This window comes from Bacillus methanolicus PB1 (assembly GCF_000262755.1).
Lineage (GTDB): Bacteria > Bacillota > Bacilli > Bacillales > Cytobacillaceae > Bacillus_Z > Bacillus_Z methanolicus.
In genome coordinates, this window is sequence record NZ_AFEU01000003.1 from 43,129 (window position 1) to 66,573 (window position 23,445).

Sequence of the window (23,445 nt, forward strand, 5' to 3'; positions counted from 1 at the left end):
TTCTAATTGGATGTTTCTTTTGTCCCGTCATTTTTTTGATATAATTCATGACGTTGACTGTAAAAACCTAATAAATATTTGCCGGATAATGGTTTATTATTAAAATCATCAAAATTTATTTTGGAAGCAACTTCATCTATTAATTTGGATAAATATAAACCTTTTGTTCCTAGTCTTGCTTGGTAAGGCTGCAGACTATCTTGAATAGTTTTCCATGTTCTTGCAGGATGTTTAGAAAAAGAGTTCATATATCGAATAGCGTTAGTGGATCGTGTTTCATCAGATCCTAAGGCACGTCTTTCCAAAACATCTGCAATCGCTAATAAACGGCCGAATAAATAATCTCGGTCATGATTTTCTGTATCTAATGCCACATCATATCCCTCCTGTTTATTGATCAAAGCACATGTAATGCTCAATGTTTTTTCCCATTCCCACTTCTCCATCGCAACAGGATTGGAAGCACGATAAAAAGCGCTTTTGACAATGTCTAACGGGATTTTTTGATCATCTACAATGCAAGGAAGCATACGTTCCATTAAACCTTTCACTACTTTGTTACTCGCATTCGGTCCATAGGCAGCATAGGCGATATCTTTCGTTGCCGGAGCACCATAAAATAAAACATAACGATTATTTTCATCTTTGCGGTATTGATGTCTCCATACACATGTCGAGTGCCACTTGATGAGCCTCTCTAAGTAAAGTTCCTTATTCATATTTCGATAATAAAGGACCGCCAATCGACCTGTAGTGGCTGAATCAAGGATCATAATATTAACGTTCGACTCAGAAGTTAAATCATTTCTATAGCCATCTAAAGCTTTCGCAAATTCTTTTGCAAATTCTTGATTGGTATAAGACTTCCTTTCCATTTTTTCTATTTGTGTTGGATCCATCGAAAAAAGATCAAAGGCATCTTCTGTAGGATCAGGAGTTTCAATGTCTCTGTTTTCCCATACAAGGAAAACGCGCTGATCAACGATTTTCCCTTGGCGATTGATCAGCCATTTTAGTGCATTATGTGCTTTTTGGGATACTTCATAACTAATGCATGCGACTTCATTGTTTTGACTGAAACGTCCTCTAAACGTGAAACCGCTTGTATCATTCGCTGAAATTAATTTCGCTTTATCAGCAGCATTTCTTATTTTGTTTGCATGTTTATCAGTGCTTGGCAATCTTTTTCCTGTCACATAGCAAAGATCTTCGTCGCTTAACAAATCTTTATAATACTGAATGAAAGATTCATACATCTCATGATCTTTCCACACCTTCGTTAGTATTTTATTTGGTGAATAAACATTAAATCTGACAAAAGCGCTTTCTTGACCGCCGGTAATAACTGAGAATATAGGGGGTTTATCGCCATACATGGACTCAGCTTTTTTATCCCATTTGTCTATTAAATGGCCGTCATCATCCAACCATATAATATTGGCATTCACTAAATCCCGAATTAATTGTTTCTTGCTTAAATAAGTATAAATACTCTTGACCTTCGCATGGGCATATGGCGATTTCGCCCATTCTTCCAGTTGCTTGATATAGTATGTAAACGGTTCTTCATTTTTGATGTTCCCGCCGTATGCGACAAAATCACCTGCCACATAGCTTAACTTATCATGAAGTGGATAAGGTGCAATTTTGGATCCGGCTCGATTAGCTGAATCTTCTGTACAGGGAATTAAAGTATTAGCATCATTTTTATCAATTACAGCTGCCGAATGAAATTCTCCATCTTCGGTAATTTGCACTTCGATGTGGGCAGTTTGCGTTGTGTGGGAAATTGGCAACAGCGTAAATTCTTGATCGTTATACTTTTTTTCAATTTCTCCAACCCGGTCTAAATTAGATTCATAAGTTTCATATAAATTCAATAACCAGCTCATTTAGTCACCCCCTTTTTCTATTTTACTTAATAGTTCATCTGCAGATTCGACATTGGTTTCATCGAAATGCTTCGGTTCCATATCCGTGATTTTTCGGATTTGGATACACTCGTCAGGCCGAATAAATTGAATGACACCGTTTTTCATCACCGGATTCCATAGACGCACTTCCATTTCATTTCTGGCGGTTTCATCCGGATAATTAATCCCGTGAACCATGGTGCCGAAATGAATTTCTTCATATTGGTCATAGAAACCTTCGCCTTCCCCGAATTTACAAGGTTCTACATATGCTTGACATTCTCGGGTGCCTAGAAAAATATCTCTTCTGCCGCCAGCTTTAAGGGAGCGTTTAAGAATGTTATGATGCTTTTTTTCGTTGCGGTCAAAAGCCAAATCCGGACGATGAGGGTTAAAAATAAAATGAGCCTTCACTTGGTATCGCACATCTTTTAGATAGGTGTAATGGGCAAGCGTATTCCCGCCGCCATATTCAATTGGCCGAATTCCTTTCGATTCCATGCGTATCGGATTCATCACACGAACTGCATCTACAATCATAAGCAGTGTAGGTTTCCAGTAAATGGATTCGACAATCCCCTTGAGTGCTTGATAAGTAGGTACTTGGTAGGACAGTTTTTCTCCGCCCATTTTCGTCAGCGGATCTGTAAACAAGGCATATTTTCCGAATACTTCGAATTCAATGGCATTCCTCATAAATTCACCCCCTTTCTAAAGTTTTCCAACAATTAAATGGTACCTATTTCCTATATTTTTTTCAATAGTTAAATTATTCACCTATATAATCTAGGATAAAAAATATTAAAAAACCTATCTTAAAAAGAGATAGGTTTTTTTAAAATATATTTAGACCGAATTGGCTGTCATTTTCGAGATTAAGACCAAATTCCTCGTTATAGGCCCCTTCTTTTAAAGCTAAAATTTTTCCATCCCAAAAGCTGACCACCCCATCATTTTTTTCTAATTGTTCTTGTTCATAAGAATAAAGATTGATCGTATACTGCTGGGCTTTTCTTAATAGCCTCGTAAGATCATCCGTTGAACCGCTGCTATTTAAATCTGCAATGATATTTTTTCCCTCTTCATAAGGCACAATAACTGATGTGGTAATATCATCAATGACATGAAATTCTTCCGCTGCTGTATAATAGCTGTTTACTAAAAATAGCGGGAGACTCTTTTTCTTATTATGACAATAGGCTTGATGATAGCTATATTGTTTTTTCGTTGCTGTTAATAATTCAGTCATTTCCTTTTTTAATTTCGGTATAAAATAATTCAATTCAGATTTTAATTCCGTATAAAACTCTTGAAAATATCTTTCTAATGCTTGAGTTGATAAAATATTACCGCCATGATTCGATTTATCATTCCGAATATCAATCAGTATTTTTTTGGACACTTGTTTTCCCACTTTAATTTCTCTTAAGTGGTCAAGTTTTTCTTCCTGATGATCAATAATATAAACAAATTGTCTTTCCTTTTCCCCGTGCCTATTGCATCTGCCGGCGGCTTGTGCAATGGAATCCAACCCTGCCAAAGAGCGAATGACACAATCAAAACTAACATCCACCCCGGCCTCAATGAGTTGAGTACTAATACAAATGAATTTATCACCCGCATGAAGATGCTGTCTTACTTTCTCTAAAATCTTACTTCTATGGGCGGCACACATCGAAGTGCTTAAATGAAAAATGGGAACGCGATTTTCTTTTTCTTTCAGCTGATGATATAAATTTTTAACGACTGACTTTGTATTTAAAATGACCAAAATACTTTGAACTTCTTTCATTTTTTCTTCAATAAAATGGGTGAGTTTTTCATTGTTAAAGGTTTCATTCGTTGCTTTATCAATGATCTCCACCCGTTTAAATGATTCTTTTACTTTCGGCAAATTATCAATGATTTCAGCATCTGCTTCGATGTCCAATTTATGCTCGACAAAGTCCAATGCGGGCTGTGTTGCGGTGCAAAGAACGATACAGCAATGACAATATGTTTTTAAAAAGTTTAGAGCTTGATTAAATAAAGAAACGCATGAAATGGGAACTTTTTGAACTTCATCAAAAATAATGACTGAATTACTTAAATGATGAAGCCTTCTAATATTTCTGCTTCCTTTTGCATAAAATACATTTAAAAACTGCACCATTGTGGTAAAAATGATGGGAGAATCCCAATTATCTCTAGCCAATTTTAGTTTTTGCTTTTCATTTATCATGCCGTCTTGATTTTCATCATCATCATTTGCATCTTCAATAACGTTCGAATGGTGTTCTAAAATATTAGCGCTATCTTTCAATATTTTTCGGACTTCTTCTGCATTTTGTTCAATAATGGTTGTATACGGAACAACGTATATAATATGATTTTTTTTATAAAGTTTGGCGTGTTTTAGCGCATATCTTAAACTTGCTAATGTTTTACCGCCTCCGGTTGGTATCGATAACGTATAAATTCCTGACGGTTTCTTAGCGAATTCTTCGCACTGTTCTGACATTTCCGCTCTTAATACGTTAATATGGGAATTTGCATCCGGCTGTTCATTAAAAGAACGGATTTTTGACATCAGCCTTTCATAATAGGTGTCAAATAACTTTTTATGGCTTCGGATGGATTCATCGGTTTTGTTTTCCTCAAATAGTCTTGTGTTTGTCCGATCGGCATCAATTAAGGCACTGAAGATAAATTTGGTTAAAAACATGAGTTTTTCTTCGTAACTTCTATAGTACTCTTTCGTTAAAAAATTCTTTAATTCTTCAGCCGCCTCGTCCACATAATTATAGAAATCTGTTTCGCTCATCACTTTCTCAAAAAAGTTTTGTTTCGCCATTTCAAATTCAGCTAAATCCTTATCGCGAACTCTATTTAAATACTTTGATTCAAGATTCGGACTTAGAAAATCTTGCAGATACGAATGATGAGATATAATAGCATTTCCTACAATTTCAGCAACTATTCCTTCATAAGGATTGGCATTTTTCTCTGTATGGAAAAGTTCATATAACAGTTTTCCCCCTGCAGTAGAATGATCCACGCTCCCTTTTTTCGGCAAGGAGTCAGGATTACCTACAGCTTCTAATATATATTCTCTAAACTCATTTGTATATTTCCCCAAATCATGAAGTATTCCGGCAAGACCTGCTAAATGTTTTACATCTATTTTTTCTCCATAAGATTCTGCTAATCTTTTCACTTCTAATAAATGTTCTTCGACCGTTTGTATTTGTTGATCGCTTTCGCGGATATGCGCAATATAATTCATTTTATCCCCTTCTATTCAATTATAATGCTGGTCATGATTCGCCGATCCTTTATGAAAATCTTATTTAACCAAAATTACTTTATTATTGTTCTGAATAGGTTGACTGTATTGTTCAAAACCAAAAAATTTTTTTCATTACAACGCTCATCAACATTGAACACAGTACAACTTACTAATGCAATGATCCTAGATAGCCTTCTTCTCAAAACCTATTCATAGGTAAATTATACCATGATGATATTAGTTCTTTAAAGGTATTTAAAAAGAGCAGCAATATTTATATGCTACTTTGTCAAAATAAAAACTTAACATAAAAAAGACATCGACTCTTTCAGTCATCAATTGAAAGAGTCGATGCCTTTAGTTGACTAATGGGCTAATCTTGTAAATTTTAAAATTCAAAAGCAGCTGGATGTATTGAAGTAAGAGAATACGTCGAAGAAAAGCTTGAAATCTTGAAGTCTGTGGATGCCCTGCCTAGAAAATCTGTGGGATGGGTGCTCAAGCAATTAAACCTAAGTCGGAGACGTAGTTGAAACACAAAATCCATCCTTAATTTTTACTTAGTCCATCATTAGACAATATCACCCAGGTAAGTGGGAACGGGTTTTTCATTTAGATAGTCTATAATATACCCTATCATCGCTTTTGGATAAAAATTGTATTGAACTAGGTTATTTAAAGGAAGCCAATCTACTCCGATTTGTCCTTTATCAGGATTTATTCCGGTTTTTATTTCTTGTTGAGGGTCTTTTAAATTACAAAAAAATACATATTCTACCTGATGAATCATACGATCATATTGAGCAAAATCATGATTTTTTCCAATATACTCGCGTACAAAGAGCATGTCTCCTACCTCGATTTCTGCTCCTATCTCCTCCAAACACTCACGCTGAATAGTATCCCGAAGATTTTCCCCGTACTCTTGACCTCCACCTGGCAAGAAATAGCACTCCCCATAAGGTTCCTTTACTTTAACAACCAAAACATTATTATTTTTAATAAGTACAGCTCTTGCAGAGTTTCTAACTAACATTTTCCTCTCCCCTTATAAAGTCTATAAAATCACTGTGATTTAGTTGCATATATTACAATTCAAGTTTACATAATGTTACAGAACAGGATATGAATCCTATTGGAGCTGTAGTGGAGTTTATTGGGTAAGGAACTCTTCGAAATGTATGATTTATTCACACTCAATTTATACACACTCATTAGAAAGTCATTAAAGATTTTTCAATTCCCTTGCCAATTTTGAACTTCGAAGTCCTCGTTGACGAATTAAATCTTTTATTTCATCTATGCTTTGATAGGAAAGCCGAATGTGGTAGTAGTTGATATATTCAATTATTGCAAAAACATAAAGAAATAAAAACCAATAAAAATCAACTGCATTTATTTTATATTGATATATCATTAACAGTAATCCTATGGCAATTAGGAAAAGGTTGAACCTTTTAAAGAAAACAAAAAGACGAAGTTGTCGATAAGGTAAATGAGAGTAACATTCTCGTTGAACTTGTCTAAATTTAAGAAACCAATAAAAACTGCCTTGAAGCAAGATAAATTCCAATAAAACAAACGCATATAATGACGGAAATGAAGTTAAGTAGGGTTCTGTCCAATCAAAAAGTTGTATATACATAATCCACAACAATGCAAAACTAACAGCAGCAAATAATTCACCTGTAAATAAACTTAATAACTTTCTCTTAACATTTATTTTCATTTAACTGCCCCTTTTTTTATAGTTTAAAATTAACATTCTTAGAGTAGCGAAGAATACTTATTAAATTCAAAAGCACTAGACTTCATTTAATTGGGGGGATTATTTTGTAATCAAATCGAAAACACCCATTGGATTAAAGATAAGATAAATACCTAAAAAAATTATAATAAAAATTAAAATGAAAATTACTTTCTTTTTCATGAGAGCCTCCGGATGATAACTTTTATTTATTCTATTTTTAAATAAATATTTTTGGGAAAATGTATAAAACATGAAATATATTTCCTGCAACTCTAATGCCTAATTAACAAATGTATCCCCTTGAAAATTGCCACCCATACAGGAAATGGTAAATCCAACGTATTATGAATATTAACTTTGTAGTCATATAAACTCAGAAGGGTTTTAAATATCGAGGGGATTTTATGAGCTGTCAATAATAATTCCTCGCCTTTACTTATAGTTATAGTATTAAATGCAAGAGTAGACTTTATATGATAGCTGTTCTCTTCATAAACTAAATTAAGTTCTTTAAAAATAGATTCTTTCTTTAGGAGTGAAACATCTTTAACTCGTAATAATTCCTTTCCGTCTTGATTGTACACAATAAAGGCGTTGTGAATAAAATTCTCTTTTGTAGATATTCCCTTGTATTTTTCTTTTCTAGAAAAAAATAAATATTTTCCAATCGGAAAACTCCACTTAGGATGAAGTAATACTTCTTCGTTTGTTTGTGTTTCTCGAATATGAGTTTTAGTCAAATCCATAAATGAATCTTTAAAAATAAACTCATGAGTCATATCGTCTTCCAAATCTCCTTAAACCCCATTGTTAATTTCTGATTGTCATATTGAAATGAAATTCCCGGTTAATTGAAAATAAAAAACCGCCTACGCAATTACTTAAGCACCCGTTCGTATTATAAGCTCAGCCAGAAAAAATTTCTGGATGAAATTTAAATTCAGCAAACCGTTCTCTTAGCCGTTTGATATGAATATCGACGGTCCTCTCGTCCCCTCCATAATCTATGCCCCATATTTGTTCAATTAGATTGTCCCGGGTAAATAACTGTCCGGCGTCGCTGCCCAGTTTAAAAAGTAATTCGAATTCTTTCATAGGGATCGTGATCGTTTTACCGTCTTTATATTACAACCTGATAACTCTTGCGGTCTAATGAAATGTCTCCAAGCTTAATCACATTGGAAGCAGCAATCCGAAATCGCTTTAGAAGAGCCTTTACCCTAAGAACCAGTCCCACCGGGTCGAACGGCTTCACCAAATAATCATCTGTTCCTAGTTTAAATCCTTTAATTCGGTCGCCTGTCTCCCCCTTCGCGGTGATCATTAAAATTGGCATGTCTTCAAGTTCGCGGAGCTTCTTATATAAAACCCAGCCATCCAATTTCGGCATCATAATGTCCAAAATGACGAGATCAACTCTGTGATTCTCCACATAATCCAGCGCATCCGCTCCGTTGGATTTCTCGACAACATCCAAACCTTCATCTTCCAAATATAAACGAACCAGCTCACGGATGTGAGCTTCATCATCTACCACTAATATCTTTGGCAAACTGAATTCTCCCCTTTTTACTTATGGTCGAACACAATCTAATTATTACATAACTTTTCCAATACTTTAATCTGATTATTAATAATATATACTATTAATCTCATTTCCTGGATTACTATAAATCAGTTTTGTGAACTCAGTATGAATTGAATCGCTTTTAAAAAAAAGAAAAACCATGTAGAGGCAACATTTATTCGATTGTTCTTGCGTTTATTAAACAATTCTGTCTCGTTACCAGAAATTCATGCCAATTTTTTTGGCACAATGCATGAAAATAAGCTGTATTCTTATAGAATTTAAATCTTTGTTTATTTTCTTGGTACCCAAAATAACAAAGACATGCCATTTTCTTGGACATGTCGTTCAACGCATATATAACCGTTCTGAGCATTTATGTAAATATTTGTCTATCCTCTCGTCTATCATTCAAAATTGGGTGAATGCAATTTTTTATTTAAAAGGCTTTGATCTCGTTTGTTGTTAATTTAACTATTGCACTTATAGTTGAATAACTTCACAATTAGGTTAATTTCATTTTATCCGTATTACTTACAATGGTCGGTTTATCATTCGCACCTTTTTTCGCAGATTATTCTCCCCCTTTGTAATTCAAACACATTCCAATTCTTCATAATTTAACTTAAATCCTTGTTCTTATAATTGAGTTTATTCAATCCATTGTATGTCATGGTTTTTACACCAATTAATTGCTATTTCTTTGTATCGTCCTTCACGAAAGGTATACCACTTTTCTTCAATTCCTAAGCGATAAATATGGTCCTTAAACCTTCTAAAAGCACCTCTGCCTTAAATAGCGTTAAATAATAATTTCTTATTTCTCTCATCATTAATTGTAAAGCAAAAATCCGCCATCATATCATATTCATTGATATCATATTTTGTAGGGAGTCGTTTGTAATCTTCATAGTTTTCAATGACATCAATAGCAACTTTCATAGCCTCTTGATGCCATTCCGGCAAATGTTCAAAAGGATCATCATTCTCAGCAGCCCTAAGGTCATCTTGGGATACTGAAATAATTTCTCCAGTCTTTCGATTTAAATATGTATTATTACCTTCGAATTGCATTTCCATTCCTTCAATGATTTCTTGAAGTTTAACTATCCCCGTGCTGATTTATCCTTTCCATTCGGCTTTTTAAAGAATTAAAAAATAACTTTGTCTAATCAGCATTTTTCATGAGTGTTTGCACTATTCTTCTTTGTGGTTTAACCATTTCTTATCCCTTCGATATCCTCAAAAGAAATAATGTTGTTATCCATATTTATCCATTTATTGCAATAAAAATAGCCGCCATTTTGTTCCAAATGTTTTTGTAGTCTTTTCATTATACAAACATGTAAAGTGTTAATCCCTCTGTACCTTGATTTAAATTTTATAAATTATGCAAGGCGTTACGTATTGTTTCACCTGAATAAAGCTCCAGCAGTTTTAACATAACAAATCTATTTAGAAACCGATTTAATTCATAAATATTAGTTTCAATTCCATTTACTTTATCTTCTTCCATTTTGTATTTAGTTTCCGAAATTATTTCGTTTATTTGTGAAATAATACTTCTATCACTAGTGCTGGTATATAATACCTGATCGCATTTGTTTATATATTTTTGTTCATTTATTTTTTTCACTTGATCTTCCTTCAGATTTTCTGCAATTTCCCTCAAAACAATTTCATCGAAATGTTTGAAATCCGCTTTTCTTAAACCAAAAATAACAAAATTGTACCGGGTTAAATTATTCATCAACAAAACACATTTTTTACGACTATATAAAAATTGATGAGCATACCAAGAATAAAGAAGATTTTCACTTTTTTCCTTTGATTATAGGACTGTTAAGACTAAGCTCGTCCATTAGTTTTTTTGTACATTGAATTGTAAGCATCCTTATTTCACTTTTTTACGCATTTCTCATTCAATATTCCAAAAGTGTTTCGTAGTAGATATCAACTGATGCAAAGGATTGAACACTTTATTTAGAATTATTTTTCAACGTATTTCCCATCCTTAATTACTTAACAATAATTTCCGTTAGGTTAGTTCTAATTCTTTTAAACGAATAATATTTTGTTCCTTTTTTATATTCATTTGAGAAATAATCTGAATATATTCCCTCAAGCACTGAAAACTTTGTAAGAAATCTTATCGACCTCTAACTTTGCTGTTAAGTTGTTTTTCATTTTTATCATTTAAATTCCTATAATAAAAAAAGACCTTTTAGGTCTCCTTATTTGGTAAATTTCACAATCAATTGGTTTAATTTTTGAATAAGGACATCATTTTCTCTTTTATATCCATTTTCGTTCATGAATTCTCGGATATATTGGTGATTTACATAGGCTTTTTCATTTGAATTCAGAATAAGTTTTCTTTTCTTAGTATTTTTCGATGATCTGCTCGGAAATTTAATAATGGACAAAAAAATCAACTCCCTTTATGATTTTATCTTGCCCATTATTATGAAAACTTTACTTTGTTTATGACATTTTTGTTTGATATTTCTCAGCTAATCGCTTCAAGTCTCGAACAAGCGGGTCTTCATTTCTTCTATAACCGTTTTTTTTCATTTCTTCATTGACTATTTTTTTGATGCTAGCTCGAAGATCGTTGTAACTGTTTCCTTGGTCGATTTCAAGCTTGACCGCTCTTTTAGCCCATTTGCTTTTATTTCTGCTTGGGATTGGACGGTTTACAAATAGGGTTTTAGACATAATTATTCAACCTCCTCATTATCATCTTATCACTCATTCCATTCTTCAAACAACTTGTTCAGGGTCATCCGATTCTATAAACGCGACTTTCTTATACCATAGCAAATCTACAAATTTTTCTATCACATTTATAACAGTATATAGAAAATCGATATCCTTACGGTTAAACTCTGTGTCTTCAGTATGAATGCACATAATATAATAAGAATCTTGTTCCTTTTCAATATCAAATGGTGCAATTGGAACAGCTAAAGTCCCTTTCCAAACGTAGGGCTTGTTTTTTTGGATAACTGCTAAACATGCTTCACTCATTTCTTTTTGGATTTCTTTTAATCTTTCCCTTGCTTTTTCTAAATCATCTTTTTCCACAAGCTCTAAATGATATTTAATTAAAATTGTCGACTCACTTGATTCATAAGAAGTTTGAATCGTTTCTAGTACTGCATCAAACAGCTTAGTGATATCTATGGAATAGTTTTGATGCTCCTTCACTATTACCGTGATTAACGTTTCATTGTAATACTGTTCAGAAGTAATGATTTTCATAATGTTTTCTCTAATGTAGGACATCTCGTTTATGAGAGACCTGCTTTCGACTACTTCTTGAACTTTTTCATTAAATTCAGCCGTTAACCCAAAGCCCGAAAATTTTTTCAACCCATCAAAGTTAAAAGGGAAAGTTGTAAGAATCCAAACAACAGCTATTAAAGATAATGCTCCTACATAAATTAATAAATGTAAAATGGCTTGATTCGTTAAAACATAATTAAGTATGCCCTCGTTTTCAATTTGTCCTGGATTCAAGATGGATTCTATGTTCAGATAAAGAATAATTAGCGCAATTCCAACACACAAGATAGGAATAATGAATTTCAAATACTTTGCTTCCTTCTTTTTAAAGTATTTTTGATAGATTTGATTACCAGCAAAGCACAAAGTGAAAATTGATATAGCACCTACTCCAAAGCCTGTCCAAAATGGATTCAACTTTTTTCACCTCGTTAGTTACGGCGGATTATCATCTGGATTTAAAATAATTTATTTATTAATAGTGATTTTTCTTTATTCGCCAAAAATTTGATAAAGTCCTTCTTCTGAAGAGAGGTTAATGTAAATTTGAGGAATTTAGTTACAAAACTTTTAAGAGGTGTTGCACTAACTATACATATTTGTTTATTAAAAAAGAACAAAACACAATAACTCCTAAGTAAATGTTCTGCTTTTTAAAAAAATGAGCTCTGCCCGTTATTATTGCATACAAAAAATAGTTAAGTAAATGCATTGCCGGCGTTCTTAGCTATTTTTACACTTATAACATAATGCTTTATAAATGCTTTATAAATGCTTTATAAAATCATTACGGTTAAATAAATATTTTGAGGTAAAGTCATGGACATCCGTATTCAGTTGCAACAAGCACTTGTAGAATGCGAACGTTTAAGGAAAGAAAATGAATATTTAAAAAAAGTTCTTTCAAATATGATGAAAAAAATGAAAACAATCATCCTGTAATTTCAAGTACATCAATTATAAGCAACAAATCTTCTCCTGAAGACAAAATACAATTATTTAAGCGCCTTTTTAAAGGAAGAACAGATTTATATGCGATTCTTTGGGAGTCAAAAGACGGTCGTACGGGATATACACCTGCATGTGCCTATGAGTGGAAACCGCCTATTTGTAAAAAACCGGATATTAAATGCAATGAGTGTCAGCATCGAACAATTCTGCCACTAAATTATCAAGTACTTTACGATCATTTAAGCGGGAAGCATACAGTTGGCATTTATCCGATGCAAAAAGATGAAACGTGTTTCTTTTGGCAATTGATTTTGATAAAAAGAATTGGCAAGATGATGTACTGGCATTTGTTCATGTATGTAAAGATTTTCCTCTCTTATAGCAGAACGAAAAATCAATACTTTAGTTATTGTTCACCGGACACAGTTTATGCAACAGTGGTCAGAGCGATTATCAACGTTTCTCATTTCTGCAAAAGAAATCGGACAAATAGGCTGCGGAAAAAACAAAATAACAGGTAAGATTGACATAGCAACAATTCAAAGCTTAAATTACAAAGGTCAGTTGAAGTCATTTATTACTCAATATGGCCAAATTATTGTCGATGAATGTCATCACATTTCTGCATTTAGCTTTGAACAAGTGTTAAAACAAGTTCGAGCCAAGCATGTGTATGGGCTAACGGCTACACCGATAAGAAAAGATGGTTTGCATCCTATTATTCACATGCAGTGCGGTCCTATTCGTTATAAAATTGACGGGAAAACACAAGCAAAAGTAAGGCCGTTTGAACATCGTTTAATTCCGAGATATACGAGTTTTAAGTCTTCACACGAAGATATACTGCAACTTTATTCAGAAATAGCACTCAACGAACACCGAAATCAGCAATTATTTAATGATGTGTTGTCTAGTCTTGAAGAGGGTCGATGTCCACTAATCTTAACAGAGCGAATTGAACATATTGAAATATTAAAGAAACTTTTTCGGGGATTTGCTAAAAATATTATTGTACTTTCCGGTAGCATGACGAAAAAAGAGCGGACACAAGAATTACAGCGACTTGCTTCTATTCCTGTTGATGTCGAGAGATTGGTGATTGCAACAGGAAAATATATCGGGGAAGGATTTGACGATGCTAGGTTAGATACTTTATTCTTAGCAATGCCGATTTCATGGAAAGGTACACTGCAACCATATGTAGGACGGTTACATAGAATTCATGCTAATAAACAAGAAGTACGTGTATATGACTACGTGGATAAAAAGATCCCGATCATGCTAAAGATGTTTGAAAAAAGATTAGCGGGTTATCGTTCGATGGGATATGTGATTAACGAAACAGAAATCCATGGTCTTTTATTTTCCCAATGAACTTTCATCGATAGTTGATATGTTTCTGATAACAATTCATCAGTTAGTACTTCATCTTTTTGTCTGCAGCTAAAATTTGTCCCTCTTTTAGCAATAATACGTGTGTCAACTCTTCTACAATTTCTTCAATATAATGAGTGACATATAGTATGTACATTAAGATGCCTGTCTACTAAAACCACTCCATATGCATTCCTTTTAAAAACATTCTTGTAATTGGGAATCCAGAACTCTTCCCTATAACAGAATCAATTCCGCAATGAGGACAAACTGCTGTATCTTCATCATCCCACCACTCCGTAATTTCAGCAGGACTAAAAATTTTCAAACAATAAAAGCAACCACAAATAGTATCTTTTTCTAAATCTTTTCTATTATGAAGGCTAAAACGATGTGCTTTTTTATAGTGGTTCTCCATCACTATTTCCCATCCCTTTCTCTATGTCTGTATTTTATTTTTCACTTGGACTTCCTTTTCTTAATAAAACTAAATGTCTCGTTTGTTTAGGAGTTGCCGCATCTTCTCACTCCTAAACTCAAGCTCACTAACAGTTTAATATGAACCTAACCAATACCAATTTCCATCTATTTTTTCTATTTCTTTCAAGTCCCCACCAAAATCACTTCTTGCAAGTCTTTGGCTGTTTGGTGAATACACAATTCCCGAAAAATTATCTAAAATGCCTCGAAAAGTAATGAAAAGAATAGAATAGTTGTCACCATTTTTCTCTAAAACAATCTCTCCGCTACCTTTAGATAATTGATCATATTCTTTAGGTAAATGGATAAGTGATGGATTGTAAGAAACGTTTGGTTTAAGTGTTCCATTCTCGACCTTCCTTGCAACCTCTTCTCTATCAGATTTATTTATCTTAAAATCTATATCCAATACAACTTGTGTAAAGGGAAAAAAGAGCCATAAAATGATAGTAACAGTCTGGATGACGAATGGCTTCCAATCTTTATTTTTGAGAAGATTGATTACGGTTCGTACTGTAATAGCAAAGAAAAAACCAAATACCAATAACCATAGTAAAGGCAAAAGAAATGGTGTTAAAATTTCAATGATTTGCCATTCGAAAAACTTATATAAAACAACTAAAGTGCTACTTACTAAAGATATTGTTTTTTGCAAGCAAAAAGTGCAGAGAATTGCAGCGAAAAATACATAGGCTTGCAGCTTTCTTTTTTACATTAATTTCCTTTAAGTTTCACAGAAGAAAGAGCATTTTTCAGCCGGTAACTTTCTCCTGTGAATGCAATGATATGGGCATGGTGTACCAAGCGATCCACTAAAGCAGAAGTTAAGCGGGTTATCTCCAAACACTCGATTCCATTGACCAAACTCTAAATTCGATGTGACAATAACACTTTTATGTTCATAACAGTCCGCTATGATGTGAAACAATAATTCTGATCCTTGTTTTTGGAAAGGAACATAACCCAGTTCGTCTAGTATAAGTAAATCACACTTATCGATTTGACGTTTTACTCGTTGTAAAGTACCTTCTTTTAACACTTCCTCTAATTGTCCTACCAAATCTGCGACGCGAAAGAAACGAACCTCAAACCCTTCCTCGCAGGCTTTTAATCCAAGTGCTGTTGCTAAATGGGTTTTGCCTGTTCCTGGTGAGCCCAGAAGCAGTAAATTTTGCTTCCCATGCAGGAAACGAAGGTCGTAAATCTCTTCTTTTGTCGTGGTGGCTGGTAGATGTATCTGGCCATTCCATTCATAATCTTTTAACCATTTTAATTCTCTAAATTTGGCTTTTTTTATTAGTCTCGAAACCTTGGCAGATTGCCTCGATGAGACTTCAGTCAGTAATACATCATATAAAAACTGTTCTTTATTCTCAAAGACGATTTCTTCATACCTTTCAGCTATATAGGCAAGGTGCAAGGTTTTACACACTTCTTTCAGATCACGAACGGACATTAGAAATCCCTCCCTTCTAAGGTTGGACATAGCCTTTGATCATACATGCTTAAATCAGTTTCATAGTCCAGTAATACAGAAGGGGTATGGGCTTCTGTCATTTTTTCCGGATAAGTTGCTTTCTTAGCTTCCAATAAGGAACCCAATTCGTGTGGCTCTTTTTCCATATATTGCTCTATCTCCAAGCATTTATCGATGTCCTGTAAAGTATGCACCTCCAACAATTTTTTTAAGCCTGCCACCCGTTTTTTAATCTCATCAGGTTTTATCGTAAGATAAGTTTGTACTCTTTCGGGAAGGTATTTAAAGAAACGAGAATATTTAACAGCACGAGGTTTTTTCTCCCAGTCAACCAGAATGTCGTTCCACGGTATAGGCCTTGTTGTCAACATATAGGGACGTAAGTCTTGATAAATGATTTCACCGTCATTCGTATAGCAGGTGAACTTATCCCATTCCTTTTTAATGACTAAAGTCTGTTTGATCCTCGCTTTATGGATAACGAATTTTTCTCCATCAACTAAAATCTCGCCATACTTATTTACAGTAGCTGAGTCGATTGAAAAGATCGGAAGATCACTAATTGGTAAAGCTTTTAGATGCTTCTGTTCCTCAGCCCACAATTCTTCTATCAGTACTCCTTTTTCGTAGTGTAGCCGCTCTCGATCGTTTACCATTTTCTCTTCCAACCACTGAGCCAGTTGAGAAAAATCCTCCATTATTGGAGCTGTTACAAAGAAGTTATTCCTTGTATAGCCAACCTTTTTCTCTACATTCCCTTTTTCATGTCCGCTACCGGGATTGCATGGTTGTACTTCAAATCCATAATGGGACTGAAAGCGTAAGAAAGAATCCGTATAGGTTCTTTTTTCTCCCTTGCCTACCGTTACGACAGCCGCCGACAGGTTATCAATTCGTAAATATGTCGGAACACCACCAGCCTGGTGAAATAATTGTTTCAAGCCCTCTAGAAAACACTCCGTGTTTTCTGCCGGTAAAGGATAGGAAAAAGCCGCATTACTATATGGAAAACTAAGAATAAGAGATTTGATATCTTTGTATGCGCCGTCTTTTACAACTGTCATATTTCCAAAATCCACTTGGGCTTCACCCGGAGGGTGCTCCAAGCGTTCGTATCTTCTGGTACTTTCTTCTTTAATTTGTGGTTTACGATGCTGAATATACTCACTAACGGTTCGATAAGAACCTTTAAAACCATGTTCTTCTCTAAGTTGTTCAAACATTTTTTTATTAGTTCTTCTCTCTTTTTTCTTGAGCTTCATGTCCTCCTCAAGCCAACAATCTACAATTTCTCCGTATCCTTCCTCATACATCATTCCCCTTCGACGAAAAGGGAGTGATTCTACTGGTACTTCACCGTCTGCGTATTTTTTTGCCGTTCTCCAATTTCGACCTGTTTTTTTAGCGATCTCAGAGATAGACATACCTTCGACTTCTCTTAAATGTTTGATATAATTAACTTCAGGCATTGCTAGCATCCTTTCTTGTCCTCCCTCTGTTAAGTACTGCTCAAACTCAACAGTAGGGGTTATTGGATAAGCTGGCAAGCCTTTTTTTATGCAGTATAGTTCTGCACAAATATCCTGCAAAACAATGTACTTTTATTTTGCAATAAACAAGATATAAACAATAATCGATTATGTTGCACCCGTTTCCCTCTTTCAATCCTTTTCTTAATTGTACAAAAAACTAAGACATAGTAATAGTTTATTTTGGTGAAATCATATTCGACTAATCAGCCCATTAGCCATCCATGCAGCGGTAAATCGTCGCTGGACCATAGAGAATGAAAATGAATTAGAATCGTCAATACTGATTCTACGGCTGGGGAGGAAGGTCGATACACTATGGTGCGTTAGAGCCCATCCGTTAGTCTGACTCCAACGACCACGGTGTTCCACTGACTGTCGCTCCCTTAAGGGAAGCACTCATGGTAGATTAATCCTAATTCTGGTTGCTGCACCAGCCTCTAATATTAAGAGCCGTAGAAAGGAAGTTTTCAATGGATCTAATCATTGAAAGAGCGTGTGGTATGGATGTCCATAAAGACAACATTACTGCCTGCGTTATGACAACTGAAGGAAAGGAGATTAAAACTTTTTCGACTAAAACTGTTTTTTTACTACAGTTAATTGATTGGATTAAGGAACACAAATGTACCCATGTGGCTATGGAAAGCACATGAATCGGCTACACTTAACTGGACAATAAAATTAAGGTCAAGTAGACTAACCACCGAACTTGGGCATACTGCTTATTAAGCATAGGTGATCCGTACTAGAAACTTCATATGGAGGGGCGGATATGCTATCCTTTCGGGCAAGCCAGGTGTGTTGAACAGCTGGCTTCCTGACTTAGAAAGCATGATGATCTCCTTTCCTTGGTCCTCACCAGACCCAAATATTGAACTTCTAGATATTTATTCTTCCAGTGAGTCTCTTCTCTTAACAGTAAAATCAACAAATGAATTTCACTTGATCACTACCCAGCCTGAGCTTGATGTTGACTGGAAAGGTCACCCAGTCATATACTTTTGAGGTACGTATACAATGAACGGAAGGAACAGCTCCTTCAACAGGATGAGGGATTGGCTCGGATAAGGATGTCGTTATTTCTTTACGCGGTACACAGAGTTTTCCTTTAACTTCAAGTTTTACCTCCGCTTCCGTATGCACAGATTGACAAATGCTAATAAAGAGATCGAGTTGTTGAAAATTCTGGTTGGTGTCACGGATGATTCTTGCCTCACACACAAAATCCGTGATTTTACAATGCACACTGGTTCCAACAGGAGCACAAAGGAGTAAGGCCTCTATCACATGAAAAGGAATCGGCAATGTCTTCTTTGACATATTCCTACTTATTACTTCCACCACAACAAAACCTGATTTCAATATATTGACTTTTTGTAGCGTTATTGGCTCCCTGTTCGGTAGCGACACGATGACATCTTTGCGATCACCAATTTCACTACATAAAATAGAGCCTTCACCCAATGGATTTAGTGGATTTCCTTTCGAATCGGATAAGAAACACTCAACGATAAAATCTTTCACCGTTACATTAAACGAACAGGTCGCAAATCCTCCGCACTGGTCTGTAACTGTACACTTTACTGTCGTGGTTCCCATGGGGAAGAAAGATCCAGATGGTGGGGTGCAGAAAACTGTGAAGCCATCAGGACATTGATCAGATACTGAAGGTGGTGGAAAATCGACAATCGCTCCGCTAAGTCCCGGGTCATTTAATTGAATGATGTCAGCAGGACAAATAATGGTTGGAGGTGGTGGAGGTGGGGGCAGTTGAATATCTAAACTATGATCCCCTCCTCCTGCAATGGTATTGGAATTCGTTAATCCACTCACAGTAACAGGAATGTCACTATCTGAGTTGCTACCGTCCCCCAATTGTCCAGACTCGTTATTACCCCATGCCAGGACTGTACCATCATTTAGGAGGGCGAGGCTATGAAATCCCCCTGCCGCTATGGCGGCCACATTGTTTAGGACACCATACCCGCCGGTTCCCTTCACCTGCACAGGAACATTGCTTTCGGTGTTAGTCCCATCCCCCAGCTGGCCATAATCGTTATTACCCCAAGCGAGAACCGTTCCATCATTCAGAAGGGCGAGACTATGAAATTCCCCTGCTGATATGGCAATCACATTGTTCAGGACACCGGACCCGCCGATTCCCTTCACCTGCACCGGAATACTTCTATCTGTATTGGTCCCATCCCCCAGCTGTCCAGAATAGTTAGCACCCCATGCGCAAACTGTGCCATCATAGAGGAGAGCGAGACTATGCTCCCCTCCTGCAGAAACGGCGACGACATTGCTTAGACCCAAAATAATCACTGGAGCATTACTGGTGATGTCGGTACCGTTACCGAGCTGACCAAAAAAGTTACCGCCCCATGCACGGACCGTTCCGTCATTCAAGAGAGCAAGGCTATGATTTAACCCTGCGCTTATGGCGATGGCATTGGTCAGCCCAATTACGGATACAGGGACCGTACTGCTATTGAATGTTCCGTCTCCCAACTGTCCAGCAAAGTTATCTCCCCAAGCTCTTACAGTGCTGTTAGAAAGGAGGGCGAGACTGTGAAATACTCCCGCAGCAACTTCGATCGCATTAGTTAGGGCAGTTACTATTTCTGGGATATTACTGTCGTTTAAGGTACCGTCCCCCAGCTGGCCAGAATAGTTAGCTCCCCAAGCACACACTAATCCATCTGAAAGAACACTCAGACTATGGAATATACCCCCAGTAATAGCGATGGAATTGGTCGATCCATTTACGGAAACGGGAACATTGCTGTCTATATTAGTCCCGTCCCCCAGCTGGCCAAACTCGTTATTCCCCCAACTGAAAGTAGTCATGTAATATCCGCTTTCCTTTCCTTAATAATCTGTGCTCATATATGTATGTATATAGGGGATAAACGATACAGGCAAATATCACTAAGGATGAAAATAAATCTAGTAATCAAGCTTTTATAAAGGAAGTAACATTTGATAGACTTTGTCCACCCACACTTGAAAGTTTGGTTTAGGACATCCTTTTGACTTGACGGAAAGCTGTTGCAATGAAAATGACCAACATAATAGGTATTGGACAAAGTTGGTACCAACCTAAGATTTGTTTTTTTTTTTGCAAGCAGAAATTACAGATAAAAAAATAGGCTTGCAGAGATTAAGGCTAACGCAAAGAGGAACCCTGGACCTTGACATCGATGCATATCATCATTTCAGTACCGAAGCCTTTATTTCAGGTTCCTTTCAGAATTGGATAACCATAAAATATTTACCTTTTTTTGTGGCTGTTCCACTAATTTAAGCATGTAAAGTTATCCGGTTTGTCTTTACGGAATCCATAATAATATAGGATTGCTTCAGTAATACGACGAGAAGCTTCTCCATCACCATAAGGATTAGCTGCTTGAGATATTTGCTTATAGGCATTTTTATCGGTTAATAACTCATCAGCTAATTGGAATATGACATCTTCATCCGTTCCCGCCAATTTCAATGTTCCTGCTGCTACACCTTCCGGACGCTCAGTTGTATTGCGTAAGACTAATACCGGAACACCTAAAGCCGGTGCCTCTTCCTGCACACCACCTGAATCAGTTAGAATGAGATAGGATCGAGACATGAAATTATGGAAATCTATCACATTCAGCGGTTCAATTAAATGGATACGTGAATGATCACCTAATGTATCCTGTACTGATTTTCTAACTGCTGGATTCAAGTGTACAGGGTATACTACCGCAATATCTTCATGTTTTTCCACTAACCGACGAATTGCCTTAAATATCCTTCCCATAGGCTCTCCAAGATTTTCACGACGATGCGCAGTCATTAATATTAGACGTAGGCTATTTAATTCTTTAAGAACTGGATGAGAATAATCTCGTCGAATGGTTGTTTTTTGAGCATCAATAACTGTATTTCCCGTTATAAAAATTGCATTTTCCGGTTTATTTTCACGGAGAAGATTATTCGCTGAAACATCGGTTGGGGCAAAATGAAGATCAGCAATAACTCCTGTCAACTGCCGATTCATTTCTTCCGGAAATGGAGAATATTTATTCTTGGTTCGAAGTCCCGCCTCTACATGGCCAACTGCAACTTTATTATATAATGCTGCCAGACTAGCTATAAATGTTGTAGTTGTGTCCCCATGGACTAAAACCATATCCGGCTTGGCTTCATTCATAACTTGATTTAAACCGCGAAGTACACGTGTTGTAACATCAACTAGTGTCTGGCGATCCTTCATGATATTAAGATCATAATCAGGTTTAATATCGAAAATATTCAGAACCTGATCAAGCATCTGACGATGCTGTCCGGTAACACAAACTAGAGTTTTTAATTCTTTATGTTTCTTTAACTCATGGATTAATGGTGACATTTTAATGGCTTCTGGTCTCGTACCGAAAATAGTCATAATTTTTTTCTTTTTATTATTAAGTGACATAATTAATCTTCACCCTTCGATTAATATTTATTTTGCTTCTCAGCTCAGATACCATTTTAGAACACCATTTGTTTATAGATGTATTATTGGAACGATTTACTCATGCATCTGTCACTACAATTTACGATTATTTATTCCAGAACTCATTGGATAACCCTATTAAAAAATCATTTTGACTAAATGTTTTTGTAGTATTAGAGAGCTTTATCTATTTTTGAATAGACTGGGTAAATGCCGTGTTTCTTACGATATTTAATGCATAAAGTATTTTGCCGGCATTCAAGGCTGAACAAAAATTTGGGAAATGAAAGTTAAATGTAAACGTTGAATTAAAAAGCCCAGCAACACCTTTCAGGACAGGGAATACAAAAACATTTAGTCCCAATTAAAAACAAAAAATGTCGCTACATATTTGTACAAGAAAATTCGGTAAACCACGGGTGAAAACGAATACCTCCAAATCCTAACCTCATATTAACTTGTATATTCCGAAGAGAAATTCTTGAATCAATTGGAAAGATCTAGCTAATCCATTGTCGGAAAAAGACAAGTAGCTAAAGATAGAGGATGTTTAGTTCAAGTCAATTTTTTAAAGAAGATGTCGGTAACTAAAACAGGTAGAATAACCACGTTTTGAATGCGTGGTTTTCAACGCAAACCTTGCTTAAAAGGAGAGAATGATTTTTCATGACAAACCAAACTGTCTTTCAATCGGATCCCAATAATCTGCGAAGTCTCATTTTTGGTCGAGATTCTACCGCCACCGCTCGTGCTTTAGCCACAGATACAAGCGGAAATGTAAAAAATCTTGTTTTGGATGGTACGATTTCCAGCATGCTCGGGGCTACCATCACCGCCGGTACATTGACGTCCGCTGGTACGGTCTCCAACATTCTTGACGGGACCATCACCAATGTGCTCGGAGCCACCATCACCGCCGGTACATTGACGTCCGCTGGTACGGTCTCCAACATTCTTGGCGGGACCATCACCAATGTGCTCGGAGCCACCATCACCGCCGGTACTCTAAGTAGCGTTACCGCCATTTCTCAAAAAAGCTTTTTTGAGCAAGAAACACTCGGTATCACAACAGCAGACGCGTTTACTCCATTGTCGCCGGTTACAACTAGCGTTTTAGGAACCTACTCTTTCTTTGTCTACAATAGTGGCACGAACCCAGTAAATACACGCGTAGAAGTGAGTGCTGACGGCACCCATTATTTTGTAGACACGGTATCAATAGATCCTTTAGCTGCCGGATCCGTCGATGTTCTTGTTCCAGCCCGTTTCTTGAAATATACTCGCTTGTCCTACAGCTCTGCAACACCAGGGAGTCCTTCCACCATTGATGTCATTGTGAATGCTCAAGGAACCTAATCAAGACCAATT

17 protein-coding genes and 7 pseudogenes are annotated in these 23,445 nt (G+C 35.9%); 5 read left to right on the forward strand and 19 right to left on the reverse strand.

What is annotated here, in order from left to right; all coding sequences use genetic code 11:
- Nucleotides 1–2: 2 nt before the first annotated feature.
- The 12 genes and pseudogenes from cas8c to PB1_RS10095 all read right to left on the reverse strand — a co-directional run bounded on the left by cas8c (nucleotide 3) and on the right by PB1_RS10095 (nucleotide 12,203).
- Nucleotides 3–1,892, reverse strand: coding sequence for a type I-C CRISPR-associated protein Cas8c/Csd1 (gene cas8c / locus PB1_RS10040; RefSeq protein WP_004436151.1), 1,890 nt, complete (start codon nucleotides 1,890–1,892; stop codon nucleotides 3–5).
- Nucleotides 1,893–2,609 carry a type I-C CRISPR-associated protein Cas5c gene (gene cas5c / locus PB1_RS10045; protein ID WP_004436153.1) on the reverse strand — a complete coding sequence of 239 codons (717 nt, stop codon included), beginning with the start codon at nucleotides 2,607–2,609 and terminating at the stop codon, nucleotides 1,893–1,895.
- Nucleotides 2,610–2,748: 139 nt separating this feature from the next.
- On the reverse strand, nucleotides 2,749–5,178 hold the full coding sequence (locus tag PB1_RS10050) for a CRISPR-associated helicase/endonuclease Cas3 (protein ID WP_004436155.1): 2,430 nt from the start codon (nucleotides 5,176–5,178) through the stop codon (nucleotides 2,749–2,751).
- Nucleotides 5,179–5,752: 574 nt separating this feature from the next.
- On the reverse strand, nucleotides 5,753–6,217 hold the full coding sequence (locus tag PB1_RS10055) for an NUDIX domain-containing protein (protein ID WP_004436158.1): 465 nt from the start codon (nucleotides 6,215–6,217) through the stop codon (nucleotides 5,753–5,755).
- Nucleotides 6,218–6,406: 189 nt separating this feature from the next.
- Nucleotides 6,407–6,910, reverse strand: a complete 504-nt coding sequence (locus PB1_RS10060; protein WP_004436159.1) for a hypothetical protein — start codon at nucleotides 6,908–6,910, stop codon at nucleotides 6,407–6,409.
- Between the two features lie 293 nt (nucleotides 6,911–7,203).
- Nucleotides 7,204–7,722, reverse strand: coding sequence for a hypothetical protein (locus PB1_RS10065; RefSeq protein WP_238533124.1), 519 nt, complete (start codon nucleotides 7,720–7,722; stop codon nucleotides 7,204–7,206).
- Between the two features lie 115 nt (nucleotides 7,723–7,837).
- Nucleotides 7,838–8,483: pseudogene (locus PB1_RS10070) on the reverse strand (response regulator transcription factor).
- A gap of 666 nt (nucleotides 8,484–9,149) precedes the next feature.
- A pseudogene (locus PB1_RS18095) lies at nucleotides 9,150–9,275 on the reverse strand (UPF0158 family protein); the annotation flags it as partial.
- A 15-nt stretch (nucleotides 9,276–9,290) separates the two neighbouring features.
- Nucleotides 9,291–9,572, reverse strand: a complete 282-nt coding sequence (locus tag PB1_RS10075; RefSeq protein ID WP_004436165.1) for a hypothetical protein — start codon at nucleotides 9,570–9,572, stop codon at nucleotides 9,291–9,293.
- Nucleotides 9,573–9,879: 307 nt separating this feature from the next.
- Nucleotides 9,880–10,311: pseudogene (locus tag PB1_RS10080) on the reverse strand (DUF6933 domain-containing protein); the annotation flags it as partial.
- A gap of 671 nt (nucleotides 10,312–10,982) precedes the next feature.
- Nucleotides 10,983–11,216: a hypothetical protein gene (locus PB1_RS10090; RefSeq protein ID WP_004436170.1), complete on the reverse strand. Its 234-nt coding sequence runs from the start codon at nucleotides 11,214–11,216 to the stop codon at nucleotides 10,983–10,985.
- Nucleotides 11,217–11,261: 45 nt separating this feature from the next.
- Nucleotides 11,262–12,203, reverse strand: coding sequence for a hypothetical protein (locus PB1_RS10095; RefSeq protein WP_004436172.1), 942 nt, complete (start codon nucleotides 12,201–12,203; stop codon nucleotides 11,262–11,264).
- A gap of 402 nt (nucleotides 12,204–12,605) precedes the next feature.
- On the opposite strand from PB1_RS10095, the gene PB1_RS18300 reads away from it, so the two are divergent.
- From PB1_RS18300 to PB1_RS18100, 3 genes and pseudogenes are all read left to right on the forward strand, one after another.
- A complete protein-coding gene (locus PB1_RS18300; RefSeq protein WP_004436176.1) occupies nucleotides 12,606–12,728 on the forward strand; it encodes a hypothetical protein in 123 nt (40 codons plus the stop codon).
- A 95-nt stretch (nucleotides 12,729–12,823) separates the two neighbouring features.
- Nucleotides 12,824–12,976, forward strand: a pseudogene (locus PB1_RS18585) (TOTE conflict system archaeo-eukaryotic primase domain-containing protein); the annotation flags it as partial.
- Nucleotides 12,977–13,130: 154 nt separating this feature from the next.
- The gene (locus PB1_RS18100; protein WP_274413135.1) at nucleotides 13,131–14,111 is read left to right on the forward strand and encodes a DEAD/DEAH box helicase; all 981 of its coding nucleotides are present in this window, start codon (nucleotides 13,131–13,133) and stop codon (nucleotides 14,109–14,111) included.
- Here the strand turns inward: PB1_RS18100 and PB1_RS17490 are convergent.
- From PB1_RS17490 to istA, 5 genes and pseudogenes are all read right to left on the reverse strand, one after another.
- Nucleotides 14,048–14,265, reverse strand: a pseudogene (locus tag PB1_RS17490) (hypothetical protein); the annotation flags it as partial. The gene PB1_RS18100 and the pseudogene PB1_RS17490 overlap by 64 nt on opposite strands.
- A gap of 18 nt (nucleotides 14,266–14,283) precedes the next feature.
- The gene (locus PB1_RS10105) at nucleotides 14,284–14,529 is read right to left on the reverse strand and encodes a hypothetical protein (RefSeq protein WP_004436180.1); all 246 of its coding nucleotides are present in this window, start codon (nucleotides 14,527–14,529) and stop codon (nucleotides 14,284–14,286) included.
- Nucleotides 14,530–14,664: 135 nt separating this feature from the next.
- Nucleotides 14,665–15,246 carry a hypothetical protein gene (locus PB1_RS10110; RefSeq protein ID WP_004436181.1) on the reverse strand — a complete coding sequence of 194 codons (582 nt, stop codon included), beginning with the start codon at nucleotides 15,244–15,246 and terminating at the stop codon, nucleotides 14,665–14,667.
- 59 nt (nucleotides 15,247–15,305) lie between these two features.
- Nucleotides 15,306–16,047, reverse strand: a pseudogene (gene istB, locus PB1_RS10115) (IS21-like element helper ATPase IstB).
- Nucleotides 16,047–17,546 (reverse strand): IS21 family transposase, encoded by a 1,500-nt coding sequence (istA, locus tag PB1_RS10120; protein ID WP_003350881.1) that lies wholly within the window; start codon nucleotides 17,544–17,546, stop codon nucleotides 16,047–16,049. The pseudogene istB and the gene istA overlap by 1 nt, the downstream one beginning before the upstream one ends.
- Nucleotides 17,547–18,070: 524 nt before the next feature.
- On the opposite strand from istA, the pseudogene PB1_RS10125 reads away from it, so the two are divergent.
- A pseudogene (locus tag PB1_RS10125) lies at nucleotides 18,071–18,250 on the forward strand (IS110 family transposase); the annotation flags it as partial.
- Between the two features lie 274 nt (nucleotides 18,251–18,524).
- Here the strand turns inward: PB1_RS10125 and PB1_RS16580 are convergent.
- Entirely contained in the window at nucleotides 18,525–20,450 is a 1,926-nt protein-coding gene (locus PB1_RS16580) for a BMQ_0737 family morphogenetic spore coat protein (protein ID WP_004436192.1), read from the reverse strand.
- 448 nt (nucleotides 20,451–20,898) lie between these two features.
- Nucleotides 20,899–22,056 carry a non-hydrolyzing UDP-N-acetylglucosamine 2-epimerase gene (gene wecB / locus PB1_RS10135; RefSeq protein WP_004436195.1) on the reverse strand — a complete coding sequence of 386 codons (1,158 nt, stop codon included), beginning with the start codon at nucleotides 22,054–22,056 and terminating at the stop codon, nucleotides 20,899–20,901.
- 687 nt (nucleotides 22,057–22,743) lie between these two features.
- On the opposite strand from wecB, the gene PB1_RS10140 reads away from it, so the two are divergent.
- Nucleotides 22,744–23,433 carry a DUF6385 domain-containing protein gene (locus tag PB1_RS10140; protein ID WP_004436197.1) on the forward strand — a complete coding sequence of 230 codons (690 nt, stop codon included), beginning with the start codon at nucleotides 22,744–22,746 and terminating at the stop codon, nucleotides 23,431–23,433.
- Nucleotides 23,434–23,445 lie beyond the last annotated feature (12 nt).

Bases quoted from the DNA above. Each gene is read 5' to 3' on its own strand.
- PB1_RS18300 (WP_004436176.1), top strand. From the start codon at position 12,606: ATGGACATCCGTATTCAGTTGCAACAAGCACTTGTAGAATGCGAACGT.
- istA (WP_003350881.1), bottom strand. From the start codon at position 17,546: ATGCTAGCAATGCCTGAAGTTAATTATATCAAACATTTAAGAGAAGTC.
- PB1_RS16580 (WP_004436192.1), bottom strand. From the start codon at position 20,450: ATGACTACTTTCAGTTGGGGGAATAACGAGTTTGGCCAGCTGGGGGAC.
- PB1_RS10075 (WP_004436165.1), bottom strand. From the start codon at position 9,572: ATGCAATTCGAAGGTAATAATACATATTTAAATCGAAAGACTGGAGAA.
- cas8c (WP_004436151.1), bottom strand. From the start codon at position 1,892: ATGAGCTGGTTATTGAATTTATATGAAACTTATGAATCTAATTTAGAC.
- PB1_RS10090 (WP_004436170.1), bottom strand. From the start codon at position 11,216: ATGTCTAAAACCCTATTTGTAAACCGTCCAATCCCAAGCAGAAATAAA.
- wecB (WP_004436195.1), bottom strand. From the start codon at position 22,056: ATGTCACTTAATAATAAAAAGAAAAAAATTATGACTATTTTCGGTACG.
- PB1_RS10060 (WP_004436159.1), bottom strand. From the start codon at position 6,910: ATGAAAATAAATGTTAAGAGAAAGTTATTAAGTTTATTTACAGGTGAA.
- PB1_RS10050 (WP_004436155.1), bottom strand. From the start codon at position 5,178: ATGAATTATATTGCGCATATCCGCGAAAGCGATCAACAAATACAAACG.
- PB1_RS10105 (WP_004436180.1), bottom strand. From the start codon at position 14,529: ATGGAGAACCACTATAAAAAAGCACATCGTTTTAGCCTTCATAATAGA.
- PB1_RS10055 (WP_004436158.1), bottom strand. From the start codon at position 6,217: ATGTTAGTTAGAAACTCTGCAAGAGCTGTACTTATTAAAAATAATAAT.
- cas5c (WP_004436153.1), bottom strand. From the start codon at position 2,609: ATGAGGAATGCCATTGAATTCGAAGTATTCGGAAAATATGCCTTGTTT.
- PB1_RS10140 (WP_004436197.1), top strand. From the start codon at position 22,744: ATGACAAACCAAACTGTCTTTCAATCGGATCCCAATAATCTGCGAAGT.